Annotated in this window: 21 protein-coding genes and 1 pseudogene; 9 read left to right on the top strand and 13 right to left on the bottom strand. The window is 75.8% G+C overall.

Annotation, left to right across the window (positions count from 1 at the left end; genetic code table 11):
* Nucleotides 1–49 precede the first annotated feature (49 nt).
* The 8 genes from rfaE2 to ACZ6A9_RS28890 form a co-directional block, all read right to left on the bottom strand.
* Nucleotides 50–1,474, bottom strand: coding sequence for a D-glycero-beta-D-manno-heptose 1-phosphate adenylyltransferase (gene rfaE2 / locus ACZ6A9_RS28925; protein WP_468991196.1), 1,425 nt, complete (start codon nucleotides 1,472–1,474; stop codon nucleotides 50–52).
* Nucleotides 1,471–2,097: a D-sedoheptulose-7-phosphate isomerase gene (locus ACZ6A9_RS28920; protein ID WP_468991193.1), complete on the bottom strand. Its 627-nt coding sequence runs from the start codon at nucleotides 2,095–2,097 to the stop codon at nucleotides 1,471–1,473. The genes rfaE2 and ACZ6A9_RS28920 overlap by 4 nt, the downstream gene beginning before the upstream one ends.
* Before the next feature lie 93 nt (nucleotides 2,098–2,190).
* Nucleotides 2,191–3,453, bottom strand: a complete 1,263-nt coding sequence (locus ACZ6A9_RS28915; protein ID WP_468991189.1) for a glycosyltransferase — start codon at nucleotides 3,451–3,453, stop codon at nucleotides 2,191–2,193.
* Complete coding sequence (locus tag ACZ6A9_RS28910; RefSeq protein WP_468991184.1) at nucleotides 3,450–4,415, bottom strand: glycosyltransferase; 966 nt, start codon at nucleotides 4,413–4,415, stop codon at nucleotides 3,450–3,452. The genes ACZ6A9_RS28915 and ACZ6A9_RS28910 overlap by 4 nt, the downstream gene beginning before the upstream one ends.
* Nucleotides 4,416–4,464: 49 nt before the next feature.
* Nucleotides 4,465–5,529 (bottom strand): glycosyltransferase family 2 protein, encoded by a 1,065-nt coding sequence (locus ACZ6A9_RS28905; RefSeq protein WP_468991180.1) that lies wholly within the window; start codon nucleotides 5,527–5,529, stop codon nucleotides 4,465–4,467.
* A complete protein-coding gene (locus ACZ6A9_RS28900; protein ID WP_468991178.1) occupies nucleotides 5,526–7,193 on the bottom strand; it encodes a carbamoyltransferase family protein in 1,668 nt (555 codons plus the stop codon). Before ACZ6A9_RS28900 ends, ACZ6A9_RS28905 begins: the two co-directional genes overlap by 4 nt.
* Before the next feature lie 66 nt (nucleotides 7,194–7,259).
* The gene (locus tag ACZ6A9_RS28895; protein WP_468991175.1) at nucleotides 7,260–8,222 is read right to left on the bottom strand and encodes an NAD-dependent epimerase/dehydratase family protein; all 963 of its coding nucleotides are present in this window, start codon (nucleotides 8,220–8,222) and stop codon (nucleotides 7,260–7,262) included.
* 261 nt (nucleotides 8,223–8,483) lie between these two features.
* Entirely contained in the window at nucleotides 8,484–8,975 is a 492-nt protein-coding gene (locus ACZ6A9_RS28890) for a hypothetical protein (protein WP_468991172.1), read from the bottom strand.
* Between the two features lie 170 nt (nucleotides 8,976–9,145).
* Between ACZ6A9_RS28890 and ACZ6A9_RS28885 the strand changes: the two genes are divergently transcribed.
* Nucleotides 9,146–10,393, top strand: a complete 1,248-nt coding sequence (locus tag ACZ6A9_RS28885; RefSeq protein ID WP_468991169.1) for a cytochrome P450 — start codon at nucleotides 9,146–9,148, stop codon at nucleotides 10,391–10,393.
* Nucleotides 10,394–10,485: 92 nt separating this feature from the next.
* Here the strand turns inward: ACZ6A9_RS28885 and ACZ6A9_RS28880 are convergent, their stop codons facing one another.
* Both ACZ6A9_RS28880 and ACZ6A9_RS28875 read right to left on the bottom strand, forming a co-directional pair.
* Nucleotides 10,486–11,856 (bottom strand): trypsin-like serine protease, encoded by a 1,371-nt coding sequence (locus ACZ6A9_RS28880; protein ID WP_468991166.1) that lies wholly within the window; start codon nucleotides 11,854–11,856, stop codon nucleotides 10,486–10,488.
* A gap of 166 nt (nucleotides 11,857–12,022) precedes the next feature.
* Nucleotides 12,023–12,603: pseudogene (locus ACZ6A9_RS28875) on the bottom strand (alkaline phosphatase D family protein); the annotation flags it as partial.
* A gap of 89 nt (nucleotides 12,604–12,692) precedes the next feature.
* Here ACZ6A9_RS28875 and ACZ6A9_RS28870 point away from each other — a divergent pair.
* Nucleotides 12,693–13,496, top strand: coding sequence for an SAM-dependent methyltransferase (locus ACZ6A9_RS28870; protein WP_468991163.1), 804 nt, complete (start codon nucleotides 12,693–12,695; stop codon nucleotides 13,494–13,496).
* Between the two features lie 167 nt (nucleotides 13,497–13,663).
* On the opposite strand, the gene ACZ6A9_RS28865 is transcribed toward ACZ6A9_RS28870, so the two are convergent.
* Genes ACZ6A9_RS28865 through ACZ6A9_RS28855 form a run of 3 tightly spaced genes read right to left on the bottom strand, consistent with a single transcriptional unit; the run spans nucleotide 13,664 to nucleotide 15,417 of the window.
* A complete protein-coding gene (locus tag ACZ6A9_RS28865; protein ID WP_468991161.1) occupies nucleotides 13,664–14,419 on the bottom strand; it encodes a metallophosphoesterase family protein in 756 nt (251 codons plus the stop codon).
* Nucleotides 14,416–14,703, bottom strand: coding sequence for a hypothetical protein (locus ACZ6A9_RS28860; RefSeq protein ID WP_228967559.1), 288 nt, complete (start codon nucleotides 14,701–14,703; stop codon nucleotides 14,416–14,418). Before ACZ6A9_RS28860 ends, ACZ6A9_RS28865 begins: the two co-directional genes overlap by 4 nt.
* An 18-nt stretch (nucleotides 14,704–14,721) precedes the next feature.
* Complete coding sequence (locus tag ACZ6A9_RS28855) at nucleotides 14,722–15,417, bottom strand: nucleotidyltransferase family protein (RefSeq protein ID WP_468991155.1); 696 nt, start codon at nucleotides 15,415–15,417, stop codon at nucleotides 14,722–14,724.
* A 221-nt stretch (nucleotides 15,418–15,638) separates the two neighbouring features.
* Here ACZ6A9_RS28855 and ACZ6A9_RS28850 point away from each other — a divergent pair, with 221 nt between their 5' ends.
* The 7 genes from ACZ6A9_RS28850 to ACZ6A9_RS28820 all read left to right on the top strand — a co-directional run bounded on the left by ACZ6A9_RS28850 (nucleotide 15,639) and on the right by ACZ6A9_RS28820 (nucleotide 25,504).
* The gene (locus ACZ6A9_RS28850; RefSeq protein WP_468991153.1) at nucleotides 15,639–16,223 is read left to right on the top strand and encodes a hypothetical protein; all 585 of its coding nucleotides are present in this window, start codon (nucleotides 15,639–15,641) and stop codon (nucleotides 16,221–16,223) included.
* 22 nt (nucleotides 16,224–16,245) lie between these two features.
* Nucleotides 16,246–20,571 carry an HAD-IC family P-type ATPase gene (locus ACZ6A9_RS28845; RefSeq protein ID WP_468991151.1) on the top strand — a complete coding sequence of 1,442 codons (4,326 nt, stop codon included), beginning with the start codon at nucleotides 16,246–16,248 and terminating at the stop codon, nucleotides 20,569–20,571.
* A gap of 324 nt (nucleotides 20,572–20,895) precedes the next feature.
* Nucleotides 20,896–21,969 (top strand): zinc-dependent alcohol dehydrogenase family protein, encoded by a 1,074-nt coding sequence (locus ACZ6A9_RS28840; RefSeq protein ID WP_468991148.1) that lies wholly within the window; start codon nucleotides 20,896–20,898, stop codon nucleotides 21,967–21,969.
* 145 nt (nucleotides 21,970–22,114) lie between these two features.
* On the top strand, nucleotides 22,115–22,714 hold the full coding sequence (locus tag ACZ6A9_RS28835; RefSeq protein WP_468991145.1) for an Rv1733c family protein: 600 nt from the start codon (nucleotides 22,115–22,117) through the stop codon (nucleotides 22,712–22,714).
* Between the two features lie 210 nt (nucleotides 22,715–22,924).
* Nucleotides 22,925–24,583, top strand: coding sequence for a SulP family inorganic anion transporter (locus ACZ6A9_RS28830; protein WP_468991279.1), 1,659 nt, complete (start codon nucleotides 22,925–22,927; stop codon nucleotides 24,581–24,583).
* A complete protein-coding gene (locus ACZ6A9_RS28825; RefSeq protein WP_468991142.1) occupies nucleotides 24,580–25,002 on the top strand; it encodes an ATP-binding protein in 423 nt (140 codons plus the stop codon). The genes ACZ6A9_RS28830 and ACZ6A9_RS28825 overlap by 4 nt, the downstream gene beginning before the upstream one ends.
* Nucleotides 25,003–25,153: 151 nt before the next feature.
* Nucleotides 25,154–25,504, top strand: coding sequence for an ArsR/SmtB family transcription factor (locus ACZ6A9_RS28820; protein ID WP_468991138.1), 351 nt, complete (start codon nucleotides 25,154–25,156; stop codon nucleotides 25,502–25,504).
* Nucleotides 25,505–25,570: the final 66 nt, after the last annotated feature.

The raw sequence follows: 25,570 nt of genomic DNA, 5'->3' as shown, positions 1-25,570 counted from the left end.
GACCGTGCGGTGGTGGCGGAGGCGGAAACACCCCGCCTCCGCCGTCCCCTCACCCCTTACCGGACCTCACGGCCACCGCCGCCGCGTCGGCGGCCCGCCGCGCCAGCGAGGTGGTCGACCGTCCGTCCAGGTACGGCAGCACCACCGCCTGTCCGCCCCACCCCCGCAGCACCTCCGCCTCCGGCAGGTCCTGCACCGAGTAGTCCCCGCCCTTCACCCACACGTCCGGCCGCAGCCGCTCCAGCACCGCCGCGGGCGTGTCCTCCTCGAACACCAGCACCGCGTCCACGCTGCCCAGCGCCGCCAGCACCCGCGCCCGGTCCGCCGCCGGATTGAGCGGCCTCCCCGCCCCCTTGCGGCGGGTGACGGACGCGTCGGAGTTGAGGCACACGATCAGACAGTCCCCGATCCGCCGGGCGCTCTCCAGCAGCCCGACGTGCCCGGCGTGCACCAGGTCGAAGCAGCCACCGGTGGCGACCACCGTCCCGCCGCGCGCCCGCACGCTCTCCGCCAGCCCGAACGCGTCGGCCGCGTCGGCCCCGGGGCCGCGACCCGGGGCGGGCACCGCCGGCGTCTCCCACAGATCCGGATTGCCCGCCCCGCCCGCGGCGACGAACGCGGCGGCCGCCGCCACCGCCCGTTGCAGCGCCTCCTCCGGCAGCAGCCCGTCGGCCAGCGCCGCGACGGTGGTGGCGGCGAAGCAGTCACCCGCCCCGCACGGGTCGCCCTCGGCCCGGAAGGGCGCCGGGATCAGCATCGGCGTACCTCCTCCCGGCCGGGTCAGCAGTACACCCCGGTCGCCGAGCGTCACGGCCACGCCCGCCGCCCGCCAGCGCTCCGCCAGTGCCGCCCCCCGCTCGGCGAAGGCGCCCAGCGACGGCCCCGACACCCCCGGCGTACCGGCGCACAGGGCGACGGCCTCCGCCGCGTTGGGCGTGACGATCCGCGCCCCCGGCACCGGCGGTTCGCCCCGGGGGTGCGGATCCCACACCAGGGGCGTACGCCGGGCCGCGTCCTGCAGGTGCTCGCGCACCGCGCCCGCGGTGTGCCGTCCGTAGTCAGCGACGAGCACCGCGTGCGCACCCGCGAGCGCCTCGCACACCGCGGCGTCCGGCTCCCCGGGCGTCCCGCCGCCCCGGTCGATGCGGACCACGGGCCGTCCGCCCGCCAGGACCCTCGTCTTCACCGGCAGCGTGCCGTGCAGCGGCAGCTCCAGCAGCCGGACCCGGCCGCTGAGTCCCCGGCGGACGGCCTCGCTGGCGGGGTCGTCACCGAGGGCGGTCACCAGCACCACGTCCCGGCCGCCCCGGGCGGCGAGCGCGGCGGCGAGACCGGCCCCGCCCGGATGCGCGCGGTCACCGGTGACGTCGACGACCGGGGCCGGGGCGTCCGGGGCGAGCCGGGTGGCCACCCCCTCGATGTCCTCGTCCAGCAGCACGTCCCCCACCACCACGAGGGGCTTGAGCGAGGTCATGGCATCCTCCCGGGGACGGCCGCCGCCCGCCGCGCGAGGGGCGTGGACACGACGGTGTCGAACGACTCGCAGAGCAGGTGCACGGCCACGAGGTGCGTCTCCTGCACGGTCGCGGTGCTGCCCGCCTCCACGCACAGCGCCTCGTGGGCGGCCTCCGCCAGCGGATTGGGTCCGGGCCCGGTGAGCGCCCAGACCCGCAGCCCGGCCTGCCGGCCCGCCACGGCCGCCGCGATCAGGTTGGCGCTGCGGCCCGAGGTGGACAGGAGCATGAGCACGTCGCCGGGACGCCCGTGGGCGATCACCTGGCGGGCGTACACGTGGTCGAACCCGTAGTCGTTGCCGATCGCGGTGACGCTGGAGGTCTCCGCGTGCAGGGCGAGCGCCGAGAAGGCGCGCCGCTCCCTGCGGTACCGTCCGACCAGTTCGGCGGTCAGGTGCTGGGCCTGGGCGGCGCTGCCGCCGTTGCCGGCCGCCAGCAGCCGTCCCCCCTCGGTCAGGACGGAGGCGAGGTGTCCGCCCCAGTCGGCGATCCGGGGCAGGCCGTTCACGCGGAGGCCGTCGAGGGCCTCCTGGAGCGACCGGCAGTGCAGTCGCGCGGCGTCGAGCGCGGAGTGTTCGGTCATCCTGTTCCGGGCGCACCACCTCGGTGAGGACGGCGGTGGGACCCGCACCTCCTTCCAGCTGTCGCAACGTCGGCGGTCGTCCGTGCCGGCCGGTCAGCCGGCCCGGGTCGCGGCGGGTTCCGCGTCGAGGACCTCGCAGTAGGCCGCCTCGGTGGCGGCGGCGATCCGCGGCCAGCCATAACGGCTGAGCACCCGGCGGCGGCCGGCCGCACCGCAGGCGGTGCGGGCCGCCGGGTCGGCGAGCAGCGCGGCGACCGCCCGGGCCAGCGCCTCCGGGTCACGGGCCGGCACCAGCCGTCCGGTGCCCGGGTCCGCGACCGTGTCGAGCTGACCGCCGACCGCGCTGGCCACCACCGGACGGCCGCAGGCCATGGCTTCCAGCGGGACGATCCCGAACGGCTCGTAGTCGGCGGGGCACAGCACCACGTCGGCGGAGCGCAGCAGTGCCGGCACCCGGGCCGCGTTCACCCCGCCGGTGAACCGGACCCGGTCGGCCACCCCGGCGTCCCGCGCGAGCCCGCGAAGCCGGCACACCTCCGGGTCGTCGTCCAGCCGGTTCCGCGGCGGCCCGCCGACCACCACGAGCTCGGTGTCCGGCAGCCGGGCCAGCGCAGCCACCGAGACCGCGGCGCCCTTGCGGGGCACCAGCCGGCCCAGCTGGAGCAGCCGGTACCGGAAGGGTCCGCGCGGTGCGACCGGTCCCAGCGGGGTGAACCGGTCGGTGTCCACCCCGCACGGCACGACGCCGATCCGTTCCGCCGGCACCCCCATCCCGAGCAGTTCGGCCACCTCGTCCCGGCAGGTGGCGACGACACGGTCGCAGCCGAGCCCCACCTCGGTCTCGCAGCCGATCCGCTCGGGCGGGCTGGTGTCGGCGAGTCCCTGGTGCCGCCGCTTCACCGTGCCCAGCGCGTGATAGGTGTGCAGCAGCGGCAGCCCCAGCTCCCGGGCCGCCCGCAGGGAGGCGAGCCCCGACATCCAGTAGTGCGAGTGCGCCACGTCCGGAGTGCGGGCCCGCCACGCCCGGGCCAGGTGCTGCCCGAACTCCTCCATGTGGGGCAGCAGCCGGTCCTTGGGAAGCGGCCGCGCGGGGCCCGCCGGCACGTGGTGGACCTCGACGCCGTCGCGCAGCGGCACCCGGTCGGGCAGGGCGGGGTCGTCGCGGCGGGTGTGCACGGTGACACGGTGGCCGCGGTCGGCGAGCGCCCCCGCGAGGGCGGCGACGTGCACGTTCTGCCCGCCGGCGTCCACCCCGCCGAGCGTGGCGAGGGGGCTCGCGTGCTCCGAGACCAGTGCGATGGACAGCACGCCGGGGGCCAGGTCTCCGGCGGGCGGGGAGCCGAGGGGCGGGGTCATGAGCACACCTCCGTGATCAGGCGTTCCCAGTCGTCCAGGAACCGCTTGAGCCCGTACCGTTCGAGCGCCGCCTGCCGGGCCCGCGCCCCGTCCGCGGCGGCCGCCGCCGGGTCCGCCAGGTAGCGGCGGGCGGCCCGGGCGAGGACGTCGGGCCGGTTGGACACCGTGCCCGCACCGTCCGGTACCGCCTCGACCGCCTCGGTCGTGGCCAGCGCCAGGACGGGCATGCCGAGGTGCATCGCCTCCAGCAGGGACAGACCGAGGGAGGTCCAGCGCACCGGGTGCAGGTACATCCGGCGCTCGGCCATGGCCGCGTGCAGGTCGCGCTGCGGCAGGTCGGCGGTGCGGCACCGCTCCGGCGGCAGGCCCAGGTGCCCGGCCAGCCCGCCGGTGCGCATGCCGAACACGTCCAGCGGCACCGCCCGGGCCAGCTCGGGCAGCAGGTCCGTACCGGTGTACCGGCCGCGGCGCAGCGGTTCGTTGACGACGACGGCGGCGCGCTCCAGCCGGCCCGTCCAGCGGTGGCCCGGATCGACGATGCCGTGCTCGATCACCTCGGTGCGGGTGCTGCCGCAGTCCCAGAACAGCCGGTTGAAGTGGGTGACGTGCACGACCGTCAGATCGGCGCGGTCCGCGAGGGGGTGCCGGGTGTCGGGGACGTCGCCGTCCGGGGCGTTGTGCTCCAGGTACACGGCCGGCACGTCCCGGCCCGGGCGCCGGCCGCCGAGCCACCGCCGGGCGAGCTCGAGTTCGTGGGGCCGTTGCAGGACGACCAGGTCGAAGGGGGTCTCCCGCAGTTCCTCCGGCGTGGCCTCGCGCACCGACGAGGGCCAGGCGAAGGTGCGGGCCCGGCCGAGTCCGTCGGGACCGCGGTCCGGCGTGACGGGGACGACGTAGGTGTGCGGGCCCTGGACGAACGCCGTCGTCCAGGATCCGTGCACATGCCACAGCAGGATGTTCATACGGAGCCTCCTCGGTCCGTGCGCTCCGACCATTCCGGCGGTGGGCGGGTCATGACGGCAGCGGTTCGCCGGCCGGCGGCGGGTAGGCGGGCGCGGGGGCCCCGGGCCGTCCCGGGCGGGCCGGCGCCGCGCGGTGGCGGAGGTGACCCCGCAGCCGGTGGAAGACCGCGACCGGCGGGATGACCGCGCTGGTGAGGAGCATGGTGACGATCTCCTCCCGGGAGCGGGGTCCCGGGAGGATCCGGGCCAGGGCGAATTCGGCGGTTCCGGCCAGCCAGCCACCGAGGCAGACCGCCGAGGCCCGCGGCCGGCCGGACAGCGCGCAGGCCACGCCCGCAAGCCCCGCCGCGGTCACCGCGAGGTGGCCGGGCAGGCGCCCCCGTGGCGCGTCCGCCCGCTGCCGCCAGTCGCGGCCGTGCAGCCGGGACATCAGCACGTCGTCGGCGTTGCCCGCCTGGGCCCGTACGGAGACCCAGCGCCCGGCCTCCCGCACCGGATGGGTGGTGAGGCGGCGGCCCTCCGCCAGCGTCCAGCCGGCGTCGAGCACCCGCAGCGCCAGGTCCGCGTCCTCGCGGAACGCCCTGCGGAACCGTTCGTCGAAACCACCGGTGCTCTCCAGCGCCCGGCGGCGGTACACCATGTCGGCGGTGATCCAGCGGGCGGTGGCGAGGCCCGCGGTGCCGCGCTCCCAGTCGGTGGGCCGGCGGTCCGCGGGCAGCGGCACGTCGATCCGGGCGGTGATCCCGGCGGTGGCGACGCTCGCCCCGGCGAGGTCGAGGGCCAGGTCGTCGGCCCAGGTGGAACCCGGGACCACGTCGTCGTCGAGGAAGACGATCCACGGCACGTCCCCGGCCGCCCGCCATCCGGTGTTGCGGGCGGCGGCCGGTCCCCGCCCCCCGCCGGGCACGACGAGGGTGCGTGCGCGCAGCGACGGCGGAACGGCGGCGGTCAGCGGCGCCCCGGCCGGGTCCGGACGGTCGTCGACCACCACGACCCGGGCCGGTCCCGGCCCGTCCGCCTCAGCCAGCGCCCGCAGGCAGCGGGCCAGGGAGGGCCTGCCGAGCGTCGGCACCACCACGGCGTACTCGCCGCTCGGAGCGGGGGATCCGGTCATCGCGGCACCTCGCCTTCGCCCAAGGAGCGGAACAGGTCCGCGCGCCGGATCGCGAACGGACCGATGGCCAGCAGGTCGACGGGGGAGGAACCGAAGCACTCCAGGGCGTCGCGCGGGTCGTCGACCATGGGCCGGCCGGCCGTGTTGAGGCTGGTGTTGACGACCACGGGCAGCCCGGTCAGCCGCTCGAACTCGCCCAGCATGTCCGCCACCAGGGGCTCGCGCGCCGGATCCACGGTCTGGACGCGGGCGGTGCCGTCGACGTGCACCACGGCGGGGATGCGCTCGCGCCAGGCGGGCGCCACGTCGTGCACGAACAGCATGTACGGGCTGGGCAGCGGCCCGTCGAAGATCTCGGCGGCCCGGTCGGCGAGCACCATGGGCGCCACCGGCCGGAACTGCTCGCGGCCCTTGATGTCGTTGAGCCGCTCCAGGTTGCCCGCGTGCCCCGGATGGGCCAGCAGCGAGCGGTGTCCGAGCGCCCGGGGACCGTACTCGCTGCGTCCCTGGAACCAGGCGACGATGCCGTTGCCGGCCAGCGTCCTGGCCACCGTGGCGGCGATGTCGGCCGGCCGTTCGAAGGGCACGGCGGCCGTCTTCAGCCACGCCCCCAGTTCCGCGTCCGACCAGTCCCGGCCGAGGTCGGCGCCCGTCATGGGCTCCGGTCCGTCACCGGCCCCGGCGGACAGCAGCAGGGCGCCGCCCAGCGCGGTGCCCGCGTCTCCGGCCGCGGGCTGCACCCACACCCGGGAGAAGGGACCCTCCCGGGCGATGCGGGAGTTGGCGACGCAGTTCAGGGCGACGCCCCCGGCGAGGGTGAGCACGCTGTCGTGGGTACGGCCGTGCAGCCAGCGCACCAGGTCCAGCAGGGTCTCCTCCAGCACGGCCTGCGCACTGGCGGCGACATCGGCGTGGCCCGGGGTCCACGGTTCGTCGGGGCCGCGCGGCGCGCAGAACTCGTGCCAGGGCACCCCCGAGGCGTGGAAGCCGCCGTCGCCGGTCGGATACACGTACCGGCGCAGTTCGGCCAGCATGCGCGGGGTGCCGTGGGAGGCGAGGGCCATCACCTTGAACTCGTCGGAGGAGCGCAGGAAGCCGAGGTGCTCGGTGAGTTCCTCGTAGACGAGGCCGAGCGAGTGCGGGAGGTCCTGCGCGCGCAGGGACTCGAGCCGGTCGCCCACCCGGCGGGCGGCGAGGTGGGAGGCGCGTTCGCCGCGGCCGTCCAGGACCAGCACCGAGCAGTCCCCGCCGCCGGGCGCGGCGAACGCGCCCGAGGCGGCGTGCGCCATGTGATGCGGTACGAAGCGGACGGCCTGCGGGTCCAGGCCCGGCAGCGCGGTTCCGAGGAAGCCGGGAGCCTCGCGCGCGTAGGTGAGCCGCAGGTGGTCCCACGGGTCGTCCAGACCCATCGCGTCGGCGGGACGGGCGAGCGCCGGGTCGAAGGAGTAGGCGACCGCGTCGAGGTCCCGGGGGCGCAGTCCGGCGCGCCTCAGACACCAGGCGGCGGCCTTCTCGGGCAGTTCCCAGGCGGAGAACGGCAGCGGGCGCTTGCCGTGCTTGCGCCGGGAGAACCTCTCCTCCTCCGCGGCGGCGACGGTCCGCCCGTCGATCACCAGGGCGGCGGCGGGGTCGTGGAAGAGGGCGTTGATTCCGAGGATGCGCATGACGGACGCCTTTCGCGGATCGGGGGCGGCCCGGGGCCGCGTGTCGCGGGCGGGAGCGCGCCGCGCTCAGTGACCGGCCTCGGAGCGGAACCAGGCGATCGTGCGGCGCAGGCCCTCCTCGGCGTCCACCCGGGGCTCCCAGCCGAGCTTGTCGCGGGCGAGCGTGATGTCGGGGCAGCGCACGGCCGGGTCGTCCACCGGGCGTTCGATGTAACGGATGTCGGACGCCGATCCGGTGAGCCGGACGACCAGCCGGGCCAGGTCCAGCATGGTGATCTCGGCGGGGTTGCCGATGTTGACGGGGCCGCGCATGCCGTGGGCGGCCGCTGCGAGGATCCCGGCCACGGTGTCGTCGACGTAGCACAGCGAACGGGTCTGGCGGCCGTCACCGGTCACGGTGAGCGGCTCGCCGGCCAGGGCCTGCCGGACGAAGGTCGGCACGGCGCGCCCGTCGTGGCCGCGCATCCGGGGACCGTAGGTGTTGAACAGCCGCACGATGCACGCGTCGGTGCCGTGGGTGTCGGCGTGGGCGGTGGTGAGCGCCTCGCCGAAGCGTTTGGCCTCGTCGTACACGCTGCGCGGGCCGACGGGGTTGACGTTGCCCCAGTAGCGCTCGTCCTGGGGGTTCTGCAGCGGGTCTCCGTACACCTCCGAGGTGGAGGCCAGCACCAGACGGGCCTCGGAGTCCTGGGCGAGCCGCAGCGCGTTGCGGGTGCCGAGACTGCCCGCCTCCATGGTGTGCAGCGGCAGCCGCAGGTAGTCCGCGGGGGAGGCGGGCGAGGCGAGGTGCAGGACGAGGTCGGGCCGCCGGTCCACCGGCACCTCCTCGGCCACATTGGCCCGTACGAGGGTGAATCCTGGCCGTTCGAGGAGCGGCGTGACGTTCTCCGGCGGGCCGGTGCTGAAGTCGTCGACGCACGTGACGGCGGAGCCCGCGTCGAGCAGGGCGGTGCACAGGTGGGAGCCGACGAATCCCGCGCCGCCGGTGACGACGACGTGCTCCCAGTTCCGGGATATGGGGGTGGTCATGTCGCTCAGCCCTCCGTCGGAGGCGTCGGTGTCCGGGCCGGCACGGCGTGTCGGCCAGCTGGACCGGGCCGTCGGCCCTCGATCAGCCTGGGCCGTCTCCCTCCTCACGGCACGGTCGCCTACTGCGATCCAGTGAATGACGGAGCGTGAGCACAGCGTGGCGCGTGCCGTCGGCGCAGGTCACAGCGGTGACCGCGGGAAGCGGAGGGCGGCCGGACCCGCCCCCGGTGTGGCGGTCCCGCCGGGGTCTCCCGTGCGGGGTCAGGCCACGAGGGTGGTGTCCGTCCCGAGGCGGGCGAGCAGGGCGGCGCGGTGGAGGGAAGCCACCGGGAGCAGCAGATCGGGGTGGCGCAGCAGGGCCGCGGAGCGGCGGTGGGTCGCGTCGGGGGTGAGCAGACGGCGGAACCCGCCCGGTCCGTCCCCGTCGAGGGAGCCGACCGCGAGGCGGGCCAGTTCCGGGTCGGCGAGCAGACAGGCCGCCCAGCTGGCCACCACCTCGTCGACCCAGGTGCGCCAGGCGCCCCCGTCGCCCCCGCCGGTGACGTGGTCGAGCCGCGCCGAACCGCCCGGGCCCGCCAGGGACAGCAGGGCCGCGTCCATCGCCGAGGGGTACCGGAGCCGGGCCGCGACCGTCACCGCCTGCCGCGCCTGCGCCTCGCACAGCGCCGAGGCCAGCGCCCCGCCGGACGCGGGGAAGGAGCGGGTCAGCCACTGAGCGGTGGCCGCGATGACCGGGGAGAGATCTGCTGGCACAGCGGCCGTCCGAACCGTCGGGGGTGGGGGACCGGAGCAAACGGTAGCCGCCGGCCCGTCCGTCGCGGCGTGACCGGTGCCTCCTTCGCCGCGTGGCCTCGGACACACCCGTCCGGGTGCCCTTGCGCCGCCCGGCGTGTCCGAGGGGACCCGCAGGGCACCCGACGGCCATGGACCTTCTCACCCGCCCCCTGGTCGACCGCACGCTCCCCCTGCTCGCCGAGGGGTACGCCTGGCTGCCCAACCGGATGCGCGACGCCCCCGGCCCGGTGGTCCGCACCCGGATCCTGGGCCGCCCCGCCCTCGCGCTGCGCGGACCCGAGGCGGTCCGGTTCTTCTACGACGAGCGCAACGTGCACCGGCACCGGGCCATCCCCGAACCCGTGCTCGCCACCCTGTTCGGCCACGGGGCCGTGCACACCCTCGACGGTCCGGCCCACCGCGCCCGCAAGTCGCTGTTCCTGCCCCTGCTGGAACCCGGCCGCGTCACCGGCCTGGTCGAGCACGTCGGCGCGGCCTGGGACGACGCCGTACCCGGCTGGGCCCGGCGCGGCTCCGTCGTGCTGTTCGACGAGGCGAGCACGGTCCTGACCACCGGCGTGCACCGGTGGGCCGGCATACAGTCGGGGGACGCCGGGGCCGCGGCCACGGCCCGCGACATGATCGCGATGGTCGACGGCTTCGCGACCGCCGGTCCGCGCCATCTGCGCGCCCGGCGCGCCCGCACCCGCCAGGAGGAGCGGCTGGGCCGGCTCGTGCGGGACGTGCGCTCCGGCGAGGTCCCCGCGGAGCCGGACTCGGTGCTCGGCCTGGTGTCGGGGCACCGTGACGCCGACGGCGAGCCGCTCGACGAGAAGACGGCCGCGGTGGAACTGCTCAACGTCGTCCGCCCGACGGCCGCGGTCGCCTGGTTCGTCGCCTTCACCGCGCACGCCCTGCACCGCCGGCCCGAACTGCGCACCCGCCTGGCGGACGGCGATCCCGCGTTCACCGCCGCGTTCACGCACGAGGTGCGCCGCTTCTACCCGTTCGTGCCGTTCCTCGGCGGTCTGGCGGCACGTGACCTGTTCTGGCGGGGGGAGTGGATCCCGGCCGGGGGACTGGTGGTGCTCGACGTGTACGGGCAGAACCACGACGAGTCGCTGTGGGGCGATCCGTACGCCTTCCGCCCGCAGCGCTTCCTCGAACGGCCGGTGGGACGCGACGAACTGATACCCCAGGGGGGCGGTGACCCGGCCACGGGCCACCGGTGTCCGGGTGAGGGAATGACCATCGGCGTACTGGAGGCGCTCGCGGGGCGGCTGGCCCGCATGGAGTACACGCTGCCGGAGCAGAATCTGAGCATCCCGCTCAACCGCGTACCGACCCGCCCGCACAGCGGTGTTCTCCTCGCGGGCGTACGCCCGCCGGCCGGCTGACCGACGCGCTGCTGCCGGACAGCCGTGGTCCCGGATCGCGTCGGACGACCGCGGCGCTCCCGTGCCCGGCCACGCCCACCGGCGTCACGAGGTCACACCCGCTGCCACAGCGCCGGGGTGCCGGCGGGCGCCCACGCGCCCTGCGCCTGGTGGGTCTGCAGACACCGGTACGTCACGCCGTCCCGCGTCACCGTCGCCCCCGCCTCGTAGACCCGGCCCACCGTCCACGCCTGCGCGCCGCCCTCCTGCTGGTCAGGCGTCGTCTGCGCGGCCGACGTGGTCAGCGTGAGCTCGAAGTCGCTCAGGATCGGGTTGACCGGCTGGTAGAACGTCGTGCCGCCGTCGGTGCAGTCACCCGATCCGCCGGAGGTGACGCCCTGGGCCTGCGCGCCCGCGACGAACGGCCCGCCGGAGTCGCCCGGTTCGGCGCACACCGTCGTCCGGGTGAGCCCGTCGACCCTGCCCTCGGCATAGCTGACACTCGTGTCGTGCTGCTGGACGGTCCCGCAGTGCCATCCCGTGGTCGAGCCGGAACGGCACACCGACGCCCCGACGAGCGCCTGCGCCGAGCCGGTGACCTGCACCTCCTGGCCGTCCTGTGCCTTCACGTCAGGTGTCGGCGTCCACTGGTCGTTCGTCGCCACCCACGCCATGTCCTTGCCGGGGAAGGTGGAAGCGTGGAAGGTGCCCTGCGGGGTGCGGTCGTAGCCGGTGGTCGTCGCGCCCGCCCTGCCGCAGTGCCCGGCGGTGACGAAGCCCGGCTGCCCGCCGCTGGTCACGGAGAAGCCGACGGAGCAGCGCGCGGTGTCGTCGGCGTAGAAGGCGTCGCCGCCGGTGATGTCCCGCAGCAGCCGCGGCCGCACCGTCGTCATACGGATGCCGACGTCCGCCCCCTGGAGCCCCGCGGCCTCGATGAAGGCGGTGCCGGCCGCCTGACTGGCCGCCTCCAGCATGATCCGGTTCCTGGTCACGTCGACGTACCAGACGGGCGTGTCGGAGGTCTCGACGCGGGTGGCCGCCGCGTCCAGCTTCGCCTTGGCCGCCCCGAGTTCGGCCAGCGTCCGCCGCACCACCTCGGCCCTGGCGCCCTCGGCCTCGATGGCCGCGACGTCCTTGGCGTCGGTGCTCGCGACCGTCAGCTCGCCGGAGGTGGCGCCGCTCACCCAGGCACCGGCGAACCGCTCGCCCAGGGCGATGCGCAGCCGTCCCGCGCGGGCCCCCGCCTCCGCCTCGTTGACCAGCCGCTCGGATGCCTGCTGCGGTTCCAGGCCCAGGTCACGCTGGAGGGCACTGAGCAGCTGCGGCGAGGGCCGGTCCGCGCCGAGGGTCCGGGCCGCGCCGGGCGCCGGACCCGCCGCGGGAGTGGGATCGGCCGCCGCGACGGAGGGGAGTCCGGCGAGGACGAGCGCGCCGAGTGCCGTGAGGGCCGAGTGGCGCAGGGCACGGACATGACTGGGGACCATTCGGTACGTCTCCTTCGATCGGGGCGGCCAGGCTGCCGAGGAGCCTTAGGCCTTTCCCGGCGCGCCCGGCGCGATGTGGGGACACGCCGGGGTTAGCGCTTTGGAGACACGAACGGACGCCATGTGCAGTACGGATGTGCGACGGCGGGCACCCGGACGGGTCACACGGGGTGAGGCCGGGCGAGCCCCCCTCCGTGACGAAGGAGGCGGCCGTCGAAACGGGCGCGCGCCCGGGGTCGTCACCGCGGGGACGACCCGGAAGTCGGCGCGGGCGTTCTCCCGGCCCGGCTCGACGCGCACGTAGCCGCGCCGGCCGTCGTGGAACCGCAGGTGGGGGTTGGCCCGCAGGTAGGTGCCCCAGTTGGCCGGGTGCTCCGCCCCGTCCGTGCCGCCGGCGACGCAGGTGCAGGTCAGCTCCGTGCCCAGGGTGGGGGAGTCGGGGTCGTCGAAGTCGTCCTTGATGTCGAAGGCGTACGCCACGTGGACATCGCCGGTGAGGACCAGCCAGTTGTCGGCACCGGCCCCCTTCGCGCCCGCGACGAGCCGGCCGCGGTTGGCGCGGTAGCCGTCCCAGGCGTCCGTCGACATTTCCGCGTAGGCGCCCACGTCCATCCTGCGCTGGGAGCAGGTGACCTGTCGGGGCATCACGTTCCACAGCGCGGTGGAGCTCTCCCATCCGTCGATCAGCCATCGCTCCTGGGCGTCCCCGGTGAGGCTGCGCGCGGCATGGTCCGACTCCGGTCCCGGGCGACGCTCCTCGGTCCGGCCTGCGTGAAGTCGTCCCCGTGTCCCGGTAGTTGGTCTACGGAGGCACAGCTCTGTGTGAAGCTTTCCCCATGACTCACCCGAGTGAAGAAGTCAGAGCCAGGCTGCAGACCGATCGCCCGCACTCCGCCCGTGTCTGGAACTACCTGCTGGGAGGCAAGGACAACTACCCCGTCGACAGCGCGGCCGGCGAGGTCATCCTGAAGACCTTTCCGGAGTTCGCCGCCGTCGCGCGGCTGCAGCGCAGGTTCCTCGCGCGTGCCGTGCGGTTCCTGGCGGGCGAGGCCGGTGTCCGTCAGTTCCTCGACATCGGCACCGGACTGCCCACCGCCGACAACACACACGAACTGGCCCAGCGCATCGCGCCGGAGAGCCGCATCGTGTACGTCGACAACGACCCCCTCGTCCTCGTGCACGCCCAGGCCCTGCTCACCAGCAGTACCGAGGGCGCCTGCGCCTACGTCGACGCCGACGTCAGGGACCCGGAACGCATCCTCGCCGAGGCGGCGAAGACCCTGGACCTCAGCCGCCCGGTCGCCCTGACCATGCTGGGCATCATGGGGCAGATCTCCGACGCCGAGCGCCCCGCCGAGCTGGTGAGCACACTGATGTCGGCCCTGCCCCCGGGCAGCTACCTGGCCCTGAGCGACGGCACGGACACCAACGAGGCGCTCAACACCGCGGTCGGGGTCTACAACGGGCAGTCGGCCAACACCTACCACCTGCGGTCACCGCAGGAGATCGCCTCCTTCTTCGCCGGGCTGGAGCCGGTGGAGCCGGGCGTCGTGCCGACGGCCGCGTGGCGTCCGGACGCCGACCCGGCCGAGGACGACACGGCCGACGTCTCCGTCTGCGGTGTCGCGGTCAAGCGGTGACCCGGTCGGCCGCCCGGTGCTCCCGCCGGCCCTTACGGCGACCGGCGACCGGCGGCGCGGCGTTCCGCGGCAGCCGGTCGGCCGCCGCGTGCGCAGGGCCTGCGGCGGTGCCGTACCGGTCCGCTCGGCGAGAGCGAGCGGGCCGGCCCGCCCGGGTGAGCGGGGTCTCAGCCGGTGGTGGCCTCCGCGCCGACCCGTGAGCGGACCGGCAGGTGGTAGACGTGGAAGGCGCGGCCGATGACCGGCTGGGCGACGTTGCGGACCCTGACCCCGCCCGTGGTCATCCCGTGCTCGGTGCCCGCGTGCGCGTGTCCGTGCACGGCGAGGTCCGCGCCCGCCGTGTCGATCGCCTCGGCCAGCAGATAACTGCCGAGGAACGGATAGATCTCCAGCGGCTCCCCGGCCAGGGTCTCCGGCACGGGGGAGTAGTGGGTGAGGGCGATACGGACGTCGCACTCCTGCCCCGACAGGTCCTCCAGCGCGGTCCGCAGCCCGTCGGCGCACCGCCGGGAGACCCGCACGAACTCCTTCATCACCGGCTCGCCGAACTCCCCGGCGCTGGCGCCGACGAACCCGCCGCCGAAGCCCTTGGTGCCGGCCACCCCGACCCGCGCGTCCCCCACCGGCACCACCGTCGACTCACCCTCCAGGACCGTGGCCCCCGCGTCCCGCAGCACGGCCGTGACCTCGTCCTGCCGGTCGTCGTGGTGGTCGTGGTTGCCGAGCACGGCGACCACCGGAACCCCCAGGCCCCGGATCTCGTCGGCCACCACACGGGCCTCCTCGACGGTGCCGTGGCGGGTGAGGTCACCGGCCAGCAGCAGCAGGTCGGCGCACTCGGGCAGGGTGTCGAACGCGGGACGGAGCACGCCCCGGGTCTCGGGGCTCAGGTGGATGTCCCCGACGGCGGCGATCCGGATCATGACAGTTCCTCCGCGTGGTCGGGCGAGGAGGGCTCACTGACCACGATGTCGCAGTGCACCTCGAGACCCGCGAGTTCCTCCCGCACCGTGCTCAGGACCTCCTCGCGGCAGTGGGCGGAGGGGACGGTCCCCGTCACCAGTACGGTCGCGCCGCGGACCTCGGTCCGCACACCCAGTTCGCCGAGCTCACCGGAGGCGAGCCGGTCCTGGAGGTGGGCGACGCGGTACTCCGGGCTCCGCGCGGCGTGGGTGCCGGCCGCCGGACCGGCGTCGTGGGTGCTCATCAGCGTTCCTTCCGCGGATCAGATGACGTTCAGGCGTTCCAGGAGGAAGAAGAAGGCCGCTGGCATCGGCTCGTCGCCACTCTCCCGCCGTACCCGGTCCCAGTCGACCTTCTCGCGCAGGGCGCGGGCGATGGGCAGGACCGCACCGAAGTCGCAGTGGTGTTCCGAGAAGGCGGACACCAGGCCGGACAGCAGATCGGTGGGCGCCAGCACCGGCATGCGCACCGACTCCACCGGCAGCTCCTGCGCCCGCTCCAGCATCCCGGCGGACACGGGCCGGTGCGCCAGCTCGAAGATGATGTCCACGTCCTGGCCGAAACAGGTGGCCTTGATGAGCCAGTCCTCGGGCGGGGCGTAGACGGTCAGCCCGGCCTCGCGGAGCGTGGCGGCCACCGCGTCGGCGTCCTCGGGACGGACGCAGAAGTCGACGTCGTGCTGGAGGTTCCCGCTGCCTCCGTGGGCACGGACGGCGACGCTGCCGGCCAGGGCGAACAGGTGCCCGCCCCGCTTGAGCACCGCGCCGACCTGCTTGGCCGCCTCCAGGATGGCCTGGTTGCGGTCGCGGGGCAGCTCCGGCACGTCGTCCCCTCCCGGGGGTTGCGCCTCGCGCCGCACGTCGAGCGGGGGCACCTCGCCGGGGGCGTCCGAGGCCAGTCGGAGGTCCGGGACCACCGGGCGCCGGGCGAGCGTGGTGTCCTCGCCGTTCTCCGTCATGACCACTCCCTTCGGCGGCCGGACGGTCCGTACGGCCGCTGTCTCCGGCTCCCCCGCCCGGGACAGCCCTGTCTGCCCGCACCTGGTACCCGGCGTGCCCGTTCCGACACGGACGCGCGCCGACGGCGGGCGGCCGCGGACCGCGAGGGCCCGGCTCGGGCGTACTGGGAAAGCGCTCGGGCCCGTCACGGTCGAGTATGGGGTCAAGGCAGACAAACCGGATGGGTTTCCTGAGGGTCGCGCTCGTGGAGGTCGCCATGAACCAGGACACGTCTCGTTCGCCGGATCTCGCGCAGCCCCTCCGGGCGGTCGCCTCCCAGCTGCGCCGGCTGCCCGGCGTGCAGCAGGTGGAGAGGGTCGCCGGCGGTGCCCTCGACACGATCGGCGCGGTGTCCCCACGCGGCCGGCGGATGGCCGTCTACGCCGGAGCGGGGGTGCTCGGGGTGGCCGGACTGGTCGAGTGGCCGGTGGCGCTGACCGGCGCCGCCGTCGCCTGGCTCACCAGGCCGCGCTCCGCACAGCGGCCCGAGGGCGAGGAGGCGGGTACGGACCGGGCGGCCGCTTCGGGGCAGGACCGTGCGCGCGCCGTCCGCGCCGCCGGCTCCGAGCCGCCCGCGGGCCCCGGCGACCGGCTCGCGCCCTCCCGTCACCGCGACGGCCGCACCGACCGCGGCGTGCACGAAGAGCCCGCCAAGGTGGGCGACACCGCAACCGCCGAGGGCCTCAAGCAGGTGGCCGCGGCCACCGCGCACCACACACCGCAGGCCGGCCCCGCGCTGCCGCGCGACGACCGGCACGCGGGCTGAGCCGGGAACACGGGATCCTCCGATGCTCACACTCTTCGACGCCGCCCCCCTCGCCGGTGCCGTGGCGGGTGCCGCCGCCGGTGCCGCCCGCAGCACCGCCCGGGGCGTCACCTCCGTCCACCGCACCACCCGCCGCCTGGGCCACGTCGCGCGCAACGCCGTCGGCGGCGACCGGCACTGGCGGGCCGGACACCGCGTCCACCTGGCCCTGTACGGCCCGGGCGGCGCCGCAGCCCCGCTCGCCCGCAAGGCCGCCGCTCAACTCCTCGACCACCCCGACGTGCTGACCGCGTACTGGGACGACGGACTGTCCCGGCTCGTCGTGACCGCCGTGACGGACGCGGCCGGTGACCGCGTGAGCGGGCACGCCGTGGAACTCGCCGCCCGCCTCGGGCTGACCGAGGACGCGGGCCCCGAGGAGGAGAGCGGGACCGTGCACCCCGGCGACCCCCACGACGTACGGATCGCCGCCGCGGGGCTGCTGCTGGACGCCGCCGGCGCGGCCGGTGCCCTGGCCGGCCGGTCGCTGCGCCTGCCCCGCAGCCCCAAGGCGGTCACCGCCGCCGTCACCCTGCTGCGCGAGAACCCCCGCTTCCGCGCCCTGCTCAGCCGGCGGTTCGGCCGCAGCGGCATGGAACTCCTCCTCGCCGCCGCCAACGCCGCCGCGCACGGCGCCGGACAGTCCCCCGTGTCCCTCGTGCTCGACGGACTGCTGCGCACCGGCCAACTGGCCGAGGCGGCCGCCCGGGCCGCCGCCTTCGAGGCCCTCCACGACGACGTCTGCGGCGAACGGCGCACCAGCCTCCCGCCGCCCGCCGGCGTCCGCCCGCCCCTGCGCGTGACACCCACCCAGGCCTACGCCGCCCACGCCGGCACCGGCAGCGTGGCGGGCGCCGCCGCCACCCTCCTCATCACGCACGACGCGGCGGAGGCGGCCGAAGCGGTCCTCGCCGGATCCCCCAAGGCGGCACGCTACGGCCCCGCCGCCTTCGACTCGCTCCTCGGCGCCGGCCTCGCCGGATCCGGCGTCCTGGTCCGCAGCGGCAGGCGCCTGTGGCAGCTGGAGATCGCCGACTCCCTCGTCCTGCACGCCGACGCCCTGCGCGGCCACGCGCCGCCCGGCGGCGACGCCGTGTTCCACGACCCCGTCGACCCCTGCGCCGAGGCCGTCCTCGACGCGGCCCGCCGGGCCGGGCTGCACGTCGTGATCACCGGCGGCTCCGACCTGAAGGACATCACGCGCCTCGCCGACGAGGTCGCCCCCGCGGGCCTGCCGTTCGGCGACGTCGTCCGGGCCCTGCAGAACGACGGCCACATCGTGGTGAGTGTCGCGCGCGTGGCCGCGCACGGCGCCGGCGAGGTGGCGGACGGGCTGCCCGCGGGCGACGTGGCGATCGCCCTCACCGACGACCGCTCGGCGGTCGCCTGGGGCGCCGACGCCCTCGCCCCCGGTGGACTCGGCGACGTGTGGCGCCTGCTGACGGCGATCCCGGCGGCCCGCCGCGTCGGCCGCCGCTCCCAGACCCTGGCCCGGGCGGGCGCCGCCCTGTCCGGGCTCATGGTGGCCCGCGGCGGCACCCCGGGCGGCCGGTTCTGGCAGCGGCTCACCCGGCACGCCCCGGTGAACATCGCCGCGGCGGCCGCCCTGCTCACCGGCTGGACCGAAGCCGTACGCGTGGCCCGCGCCGCGCCGCCCGAGCCCCGGTGGCACGTGCCCTGGCACGCCCTGGAACCGCACGAGGCACGCGAACTCCTCCACCGCGTCCACACCGACGCCGAGCCCGAGGGACTCGCCCTGCTCGCCGGCCGCGCCCGGCAGCGGGCCGCCCGCCTCACCCGCACGCCCGCCCTCGCCCCCGCCCGCTGGACCTGGCAGGCGGCCGGCGCCGTACGCCGCGAACTCGACGACCCGCTCACCCCCGTCCTCGCCACCGGGGCGGTCGCCTCCGCGCTGCTCGGCTCGCTCGTCGACGCGCTGCTCGTCGTCGGTGCCATGGACATCAACGCGGTGGCGGGCGGACTCCAGCGGCTGCGCGCCGAACGGGCGCTGGCCCGGCTGGCCGCCCGGCAGCAGCCCAAGGCGCGCCGCCAGGACGGCCGCGGCCGCAGTGTGACCGTGGACGCCGCCCGGCTGCGGCCCGGCGACCGGATCACCATCGGCGCCGGTGACGTCGTCCCCGCGGACGCGCGCCTGCTCCAGGAGGACGGACTGGAGGTCGACGAGTCGTCGCTCACCGGCGAGTCGCTGCCCGTGACCAAGTCCCTCGCGCCGGCCCCGGGCGCCCCCGTGCCCCGCCGGACCTGCATGGTGTTCGAAGGCACCACCGTGGTGGCCGGCCGGGCCGAGGCGCTCGTGGTGGACACCGGCGACCGCACCGAGGCGGGCCGCGCCGTCGCCCTGGCCGCCCGCACCCCGCCGCCCGCCGGAGTCCAGGCACGCCTCCAGGAACTCACCCGCAAGGCCCTGCCCGTCACCCTCACCGGCGGCGCGCTGGTCACCGTACTGTCCCTGCTGCGCGGGAGCGCCGTCCGGCGGGCCGTCAGCGGCGGGGTCGCCGTGGCCGTCGCCGCCGTCCCCGAGGGGCTGCCGCTCGTCGCGACCGTCGCCCAGATGGCCGCCGCCCGCCGCCTCTCCCGGCGCGGCGTCCTGGTCCGTACCCCGCGCACCCTGGAGGCGCTCGGCCGGGTGGACACCGTCTGCTTCGACAAGACCGGCACCCTCACCGAGAACCGGCTCCGCCTGGTCCGGGTCGCCACCGCCGACGGCACCGTCCTCGCCCCGGGCGCGGCCGACGCGGTACCGGTCGTCCGGCTGGCCGCGCGCGCCTGCCCGCAGGAGGAGACGGCCGAGGGGCGGCGGGTCGCGCACGCCACCGACGAGGCGGTCCTCGACGCCGCCCCGCCCGACGGGACCTGGACCGCCGAGGGCGAACTGGCCTTCGAGGCCAGCCGCGGTTACGCGGCGGCGGTCGGCCGGGAGGACGGCCCGGGCACGGCCCGGCTGCTCGTCGTCAAGGGCGCCCCGGAGACGGTGCTGCCCGCCTGCCGGGACCTCCCCGACGAGGCGGCCGGGACGGCCCACACCCTCGCCGGCCAGGGACTGCGCGTCCTCGCCGTGGCCCGGCGCCCGTGCCGGGGGCCGGACGCGGAAACGGAACTCGACGCCGCGCTCGACGGCCTGGAGTTCGCCGGACTGGTCGCCCTGGCGGACGTCCCGCGCGAGACCTCGCAGGAGCTGCTCACCGAACTGCGCCGGGCCGGCATCCTGCCCGTCATGCTCACCGGGGACCATCCGGAGACCGCCCGCGCCATCGCCCTGCAACTGGGCTGGCCGGAGGGCACCTCCGTGGTCACCGGGGACGAACTCGTCGCGATGGGCCGCAGCGACCGGGTCCGCGCCCTGCACGGCGCCGGGGTCGTCGCCCGGGTCGCACCCGAACAGAAGCTCCACGTCGTGGAGGCCCTCCAGCAGGCCGGCCGGGTGGTGGCGATGGCCGGCGACGGCGCCAACGACGCCGCCGCGATCCGCGCCGCCGACGTGGGGGTCGCCATCGAGTCCCGCGGCTCCGCCGCCGCCCGCAACGCCGCCGACATCGTGCTCACCACCGGCGACCTGTCCGTCCTGGTCGACGCCGTGGGCGAGGGCCGCGCGCTGTGGCGCAGCGTCGCCGACGCGGTGAGCATCCTCATCGGCGGCAACGCCGGCGAGGTCGGCTTCAGCGTGCTGGGCACCCTCCTCGCCGGGGCCTCGCCCCTGTCGACCCGTCAGCTGCTCCTGGTCAACCTGCTCACCGACATGTTCCCCGCCATGGCGGTGGCGGTGACGCCGAGCGACGACCCGTCGACGGCCGCGCACGCCGCGACCGGCCCGATGGGTCTGGACGTGCTCGGCACGCCCCTGCTGCGTTCCATCCGCCGCCGGGGCGTCACCACGTGCCTCGGCGCGGTCACGGCGTACCTGTTCGGCCGCCTCACCCCCGGCACCGAACGCCGCTCCACCACCATGGCCCTGTGCGGAGTGGTCGGCGCCCAGTTGGTGCAGACCCTCTCCGGACGCCGCCACAGCACCCTGGTGTGGGTGACGGCCCTGGGCTCCGCGGCCGTGCTCGCCGCCCTCGTCCAGACGCCGGGCGTCAGCCACTTCTTCGGCTGCACCCCGCTCGGCCCGGTCGCCTGGCTCGGCATCGCCCTGGCCATCGTCCTGTCGGCGCTGGCCCCACGCCTGGAACGCCTGGAAACCGTACGGCACCTCTACGACCTCACCACCCGCTTCCTCCAGCATCTGTCCGCCTCCGCGACGCAGACCCGCCACCTCCTCGACCGAGGCATCGCCCGCCCCGTGGCCTGATCAAAGGGCGCGGGGAACCGCGGTGACCTGAGGGGCGCGGGGAACCGCGCGAGAGGGGGTCTGGGGGCGAAGCCCCCAGGGCCGGGAAGGGGCGGCGGGGGCGGAAAGGGTGCGGCCACCCCCGCGGAGCCCCACCACCGCGCCAGAGACCCACCCCCTCCGCCCGAGCACATCCCTCCCGCGCGCACATCCCCCGCCCCCCACTCACACTGGAAGTGCAGGGCGGCACCAGGACACCCCCCGGGCCCCCGAACAAGCGGGCGACGCGCACGCCCCGCGCCCAGCCCGCCGCACCGCCGCACAGCGAGAAGGGTGAGGATCGGCATGAAGGGCTACGTCTTCCACGGCCCAGGGCAGTCCGCCTGGGAGGAGGTCCCCGACCCGGAGATCAAGGACCCCGGCGACGCGATCGTGCGCGTCGACGCCGTCACCATCTGCGGTACCGACCTGCACATCCTCAAGGGCGACGTGCCCGCGGTCCGCCCGGGAACCGTCCTCGGCCACGAAGCGGTCGGGGAGATCGTCGAGGCCGGCACCGACGTCCGCACGGTACGCCCCGGGGACCGCGTCCTCGTCTCCTGCATCTCCGCCTGCGGACGCTGCGGCTACTGCCGTGAGACCAGCTACAGCCAGTGCCGGGGCGGCGGCGGCTGGATCCTCGGCCACCTCGTCGACGGCACCCAGGCCGAGTACGTACGCGTCCCGCACGCCGACCTCTCGGTGCACCCGCTGCCCGGCGCCGTGGCCAACGAGGACGCCGTGCTGCTCGCCGACATCTTCCCCACCGGCTACGAGGTCGGCGTGCTCAACGGGCGCGTGCGGCCCGGCGACACGGTCGCCGTGGTCGGCGCGGGCCCCGTCGGTCTCGCCGCGATCGCCACCGCCCGGCTGTTCGCGCCCGAGCGCATCGTCGCCGTGGACCTGGCCGCCTCCCGGCTCCAGGCGGCGAAGGAGTTCGGCGCCGATGCCGTGGCCGACGCGAGCGAGGCTCCCGAGCAGCTGATCGGGGACCTCACCGGGGAACTGGGCGCGGACGTGGTCATCGAGGCGGTGGGCGTGCCGGAGACCTTCGAACTGTGCGCCCGCATGGTGCGCCCCGGCGGGCACCTCGCCAACGTCGGCGTGCACGGCGCGCCCGTCACCCTGCACCTCGAGGAGCTGTGGAGCAGGAACGTCACCATCACCACCGGGCTCGTCGACACCCGCTCCACCCCCGCCCTGCTGCGGATGGCCGCCGCCGGCCGGCTGCCCACCCGCCGGATGGTCACCCACACCTTCCCGCTCGACCACATGCAGGAGGCGTACGACGTCTTCGGCAACGCCGCCGAGACCGGGGCGCTCAAGGTCGTGCTGGGCGTGCCGCAGCACGAAGTGGTCCCCGTGCACCCGACGCCCTGACGGGCCGAAGGTCCCGGGCCGGGCCCGGCCCTCCGGCGGGCCCGGCGCCGCGGAACGGGCCGTCGGGCCCCGTGCCGGACCGGGTGCCGGGGGTCCACCCTGGAGGGGTGGCGCCGTCGGGACCCGCGCGAGGAGGTGACCTCCCATGGCCTGGACGCAGGGCACGAGGCCGCGCAGGGTGCGCCTGTGGCGGTGGCGGAGGAACCCGCTGCGCCGCCGCAGCGATCTGGTCGAGGCCTGGCTGCTGCTCGCCACCCTCGTTCTCGCCCTGCTCGCCGGGGCGTTCGCCGGCGTGACGGCGGCCGGAGTCGTGGACGGGTCGATCGAGGAACGCCGCGAGGACACCCGCCCCGTCACCGCCGTCCTTGTGGAGGACGCCGCCCACGCGCTGCCGGCGTCCGTGACGGAGGACGGCGACGGCGGTGTCTGGGCCAAGGTGCGGTGGACCGCTCCCGACGGCGCCGTCAACACCGGCCGGGCGGAGGTCGAGGCGGGCACGAAGGCGGGCGCCGAGGTCACCGTGTGGAACGACCTCGCGGGCCGGCTCGCCACCGCGCCGCCCCAGGGCGCGGAAGCGCGGTTCCAGGTCGTCATGGCCGGGACCACGGTCGCCGTCGCCACCGGAGGACTGGTCGTGCTCGGCGGAGGGCTCCTCCGGTACCGGCTGCGGTGGCGGCGTCTGGCCGAGTGGGAGGCCGAGTGGCAGCGGGTCGAACCGGCGTGGCGGAAACGGATGACGGGCTGAGCCGACCGGGGGAGGGGGCGCCTGCCCGGCCGTCGTGCGCGAGGACGGACGCCCGTGGGGTGCGGAATTGCAAATTTTCGCAATTGCCTACATGCTTGTCTCATCATTTCGTGCGAGTGGAGTCGAGGGGCCGTGTCCGTACCGCTGTCACCGGCCGGGGTCCGGTCCCGGATCATCTCGCTGCTGCCCACCCGCGCCGACCTGGACGAGATGCGGCGCCACCCCCGCCGGGACCTGCTGGCCGGACTCACCGTCGCGGTCGTCGCCCTGCCGCTCGCCCTCGGCTTCGGGGTCTCCTCCGGGCTCGGCGCCGAGGCGGGACTCGCCACCGCGGTCGTCGCCGGGGCGCTCGCGGCCGTGTTCGGCGGTTCGAACCTGCAGGTCTCCGGGCCGACCGGGGCGATGACGGTGGTGCTCGTGCCGATCGTCGCCGACCACGGGCCCGGGGGCGTGCTCACCGTCGGGCTGATGGCGGGCATGATCCTCGTCGGCCTGGCACTGCTGCGGGCCGGCGGCAGCATGCGGTACGTGCCCGCTCCGGTGGTGGAGGGATTCACGCTCGGCATCGCCTGCGTCATCGGGCTGCAGCAGATACCGAACGCGCTCGGCGTGCCCGAACCCGACGGCGAGCGGGTCCTGGTGGTGGCCTGGCGGGCGGGCCGGGAGTTCCTCCGCGCCCCCAACTGGACGGCACTGGCGCTGGCACTCGCGGTGGCGGCCGTGATGCTCGTCGGGGCGCGCTGGAAACCCACCGTCCCCTTCTCCGTCCTGGCGGTGATCGCCGCCACCGTCGTGGCGCAGGCCGCCGGCCTGGACGGGGCCCGGCCGATCGGGGACCTGCCCCCCGGTCTGCCCGCCCCGTCGCTCTCCTTCGTCGACACCGCCGCCCTGGGCAGCCTGCTCGCGCCGGCCCTGGCCGTGGCCGCGCTCGCCGCCCTGGAGTCGCTGCTCTCCGCCTCCGTCGCCGACGGCATGACCGTCGGCCGGCGGCACGACCCCGACCGGGAACTGTTCGGCCAGGGCCTCGCCAACATCGCCGCCCCGCTCTTCGGCGGCGTCCCCGCGACCGGCGCGATCGCCCGCACCGCCGTCAACGTCCGTACCGGCGCGACCTCCCGGCTGGCCTCGCTCACCCACGCCGCCGTCCTCGCCGTGATCGTCTTCGCCGCCGCCCCGCTGGTCTCGCGGATCCCGCTGGCCGCCCTCGCCGGAGTCCTGCTGGCGACCGCGGTGCGCATGGTCGAGGTCGGCTCACTGCGCGCGATGACCCGCGCCACCCGCTCCGACGCCCTGATCCTGGTCCTCACCGCCGGCGCCACGCTCGTCCTCGACCTCGTCCAGGCGGTGATCATCGGGCTGGCCGTCGCGGGCGTCCTCGCCCTGGGCGCGGTCGCCCGCCAGGCCCGGCTCGCCCCGCTGCCGCTGGACCGGGGCGACCACTCGGAGGAGGAGCACGCGCTGCTCGCCGAGCACATCGTCGCCTACCGCATCGACGGCCCCCTGTTCTTCGCCGCGGCCCACCGCTTCCTGCTCGAACTGTCCGAACTCGCCGACGTACGCGTGGTCGTGCTGCGCATGTCCCATGTGAGCGTCGTCGACGCCACGGGGGCCCTGGTCCTCAAGGACGCGGTGACGAAACTGCGACGGCGCGGCATCCTCGTCCTGGTCTCCGGCATCCGCCCGGAGCACCGCCGCGCCCTCGCCTCCGTGGGAGCCCTGGAACTGCTGCGGCACGAGGGCGGGGAGTACGCCACCACACCCGAGGCGATCGGCGCGGCCCGGTCACTCCTGGAACGCGACGGTACCCTGCGGCGTGCCGGAGCGTCCCGGGCCGCCGCGGTGCCCACACCTACCCGGGAGGCATCGTGACCCCGGCCCTGAGCACCCTGCCGCACCGCCATGTGCTCACCCTGCCCACGGAACCCCGCGCGGTGCGCCTCGCCCGCGAGACCGCCGAACGCACCCTCGCGGAGTGGGGCATCGGCGACCGGCACCCCGCGGTGGGCCCGGCGTTGCTCATCCTGAGCGAACTGGTGACCAACAGCGTCCGGCACGCGGCCGCGGCCTCCCCGCAGACCACGGTGGTCTACGCGGCGAGCCCCGACTGCCTGGTCTTCGCCGTGCACGACCGGCATCCCCACCGGCCCCGGCTGTTCGGCACGCAGGGGGCGGGACGGGGCGGCCTGGCCACCGTGGTGGAACTGACCCACGGCCTGGGCGGCACCGCTGTCGTCCGGGGCGACGACGACGGCGGGGGCAAGAGCGTCTGGATCACCCTGCCGCTGTGAGAACGGCGGAGCCGGCCGCCGGACGGCGGGGATGTATGAAGTTGCTAATGTCGGAAAGCGTCGAGGCAGCGGGTGTCGACGAGCAGATGAGGCGATGGACCGAGGACCGGCCCCCCGGGCCGTGCTGCCGCGCCGGAAAGGGGACGGCACGATGACCACGCCGCTGTACCAGCTCAAGGCCGAGTTCTTCAAAACCCTGGGCCACCCCGCCCGCATCCGCGTACTGGAACTGCTCAGCGAGCGTGAGCACGCGGTCGCGGAGATGCTCCCCGAGGTCGGCATCGAGCCGGCCCACCTCTCCCAGCAGCTCGCGGTGCTGCGGCGGGCCAACCTGGTGGTCGGCCGCAAGGAGGGCTCGACCGTGTACTACTCGCTGACCAGCCCGCACGTGGCGGAACTGCTCCGGGTGGCCCGCACCATCCTCTCCGGCGTCCTGGCCGGCCAGGCCGAACTCCTCGCGGACCTCCAGGCCGCCCAGAAGGAGGCCAAGCCCCGGCCGTGACCCCACGCGGGCACACCGTGCCCGCCGCGGTCCGCCAGGGTGACCTCCGGTGCCGCAGCGGACACG

This window comes from Streptomyces sp. NPDC041124 (assembly GCF_055592385.1).
This window is presented reverse-complemented; position numbering and strand designations above follow the sequence as displayed.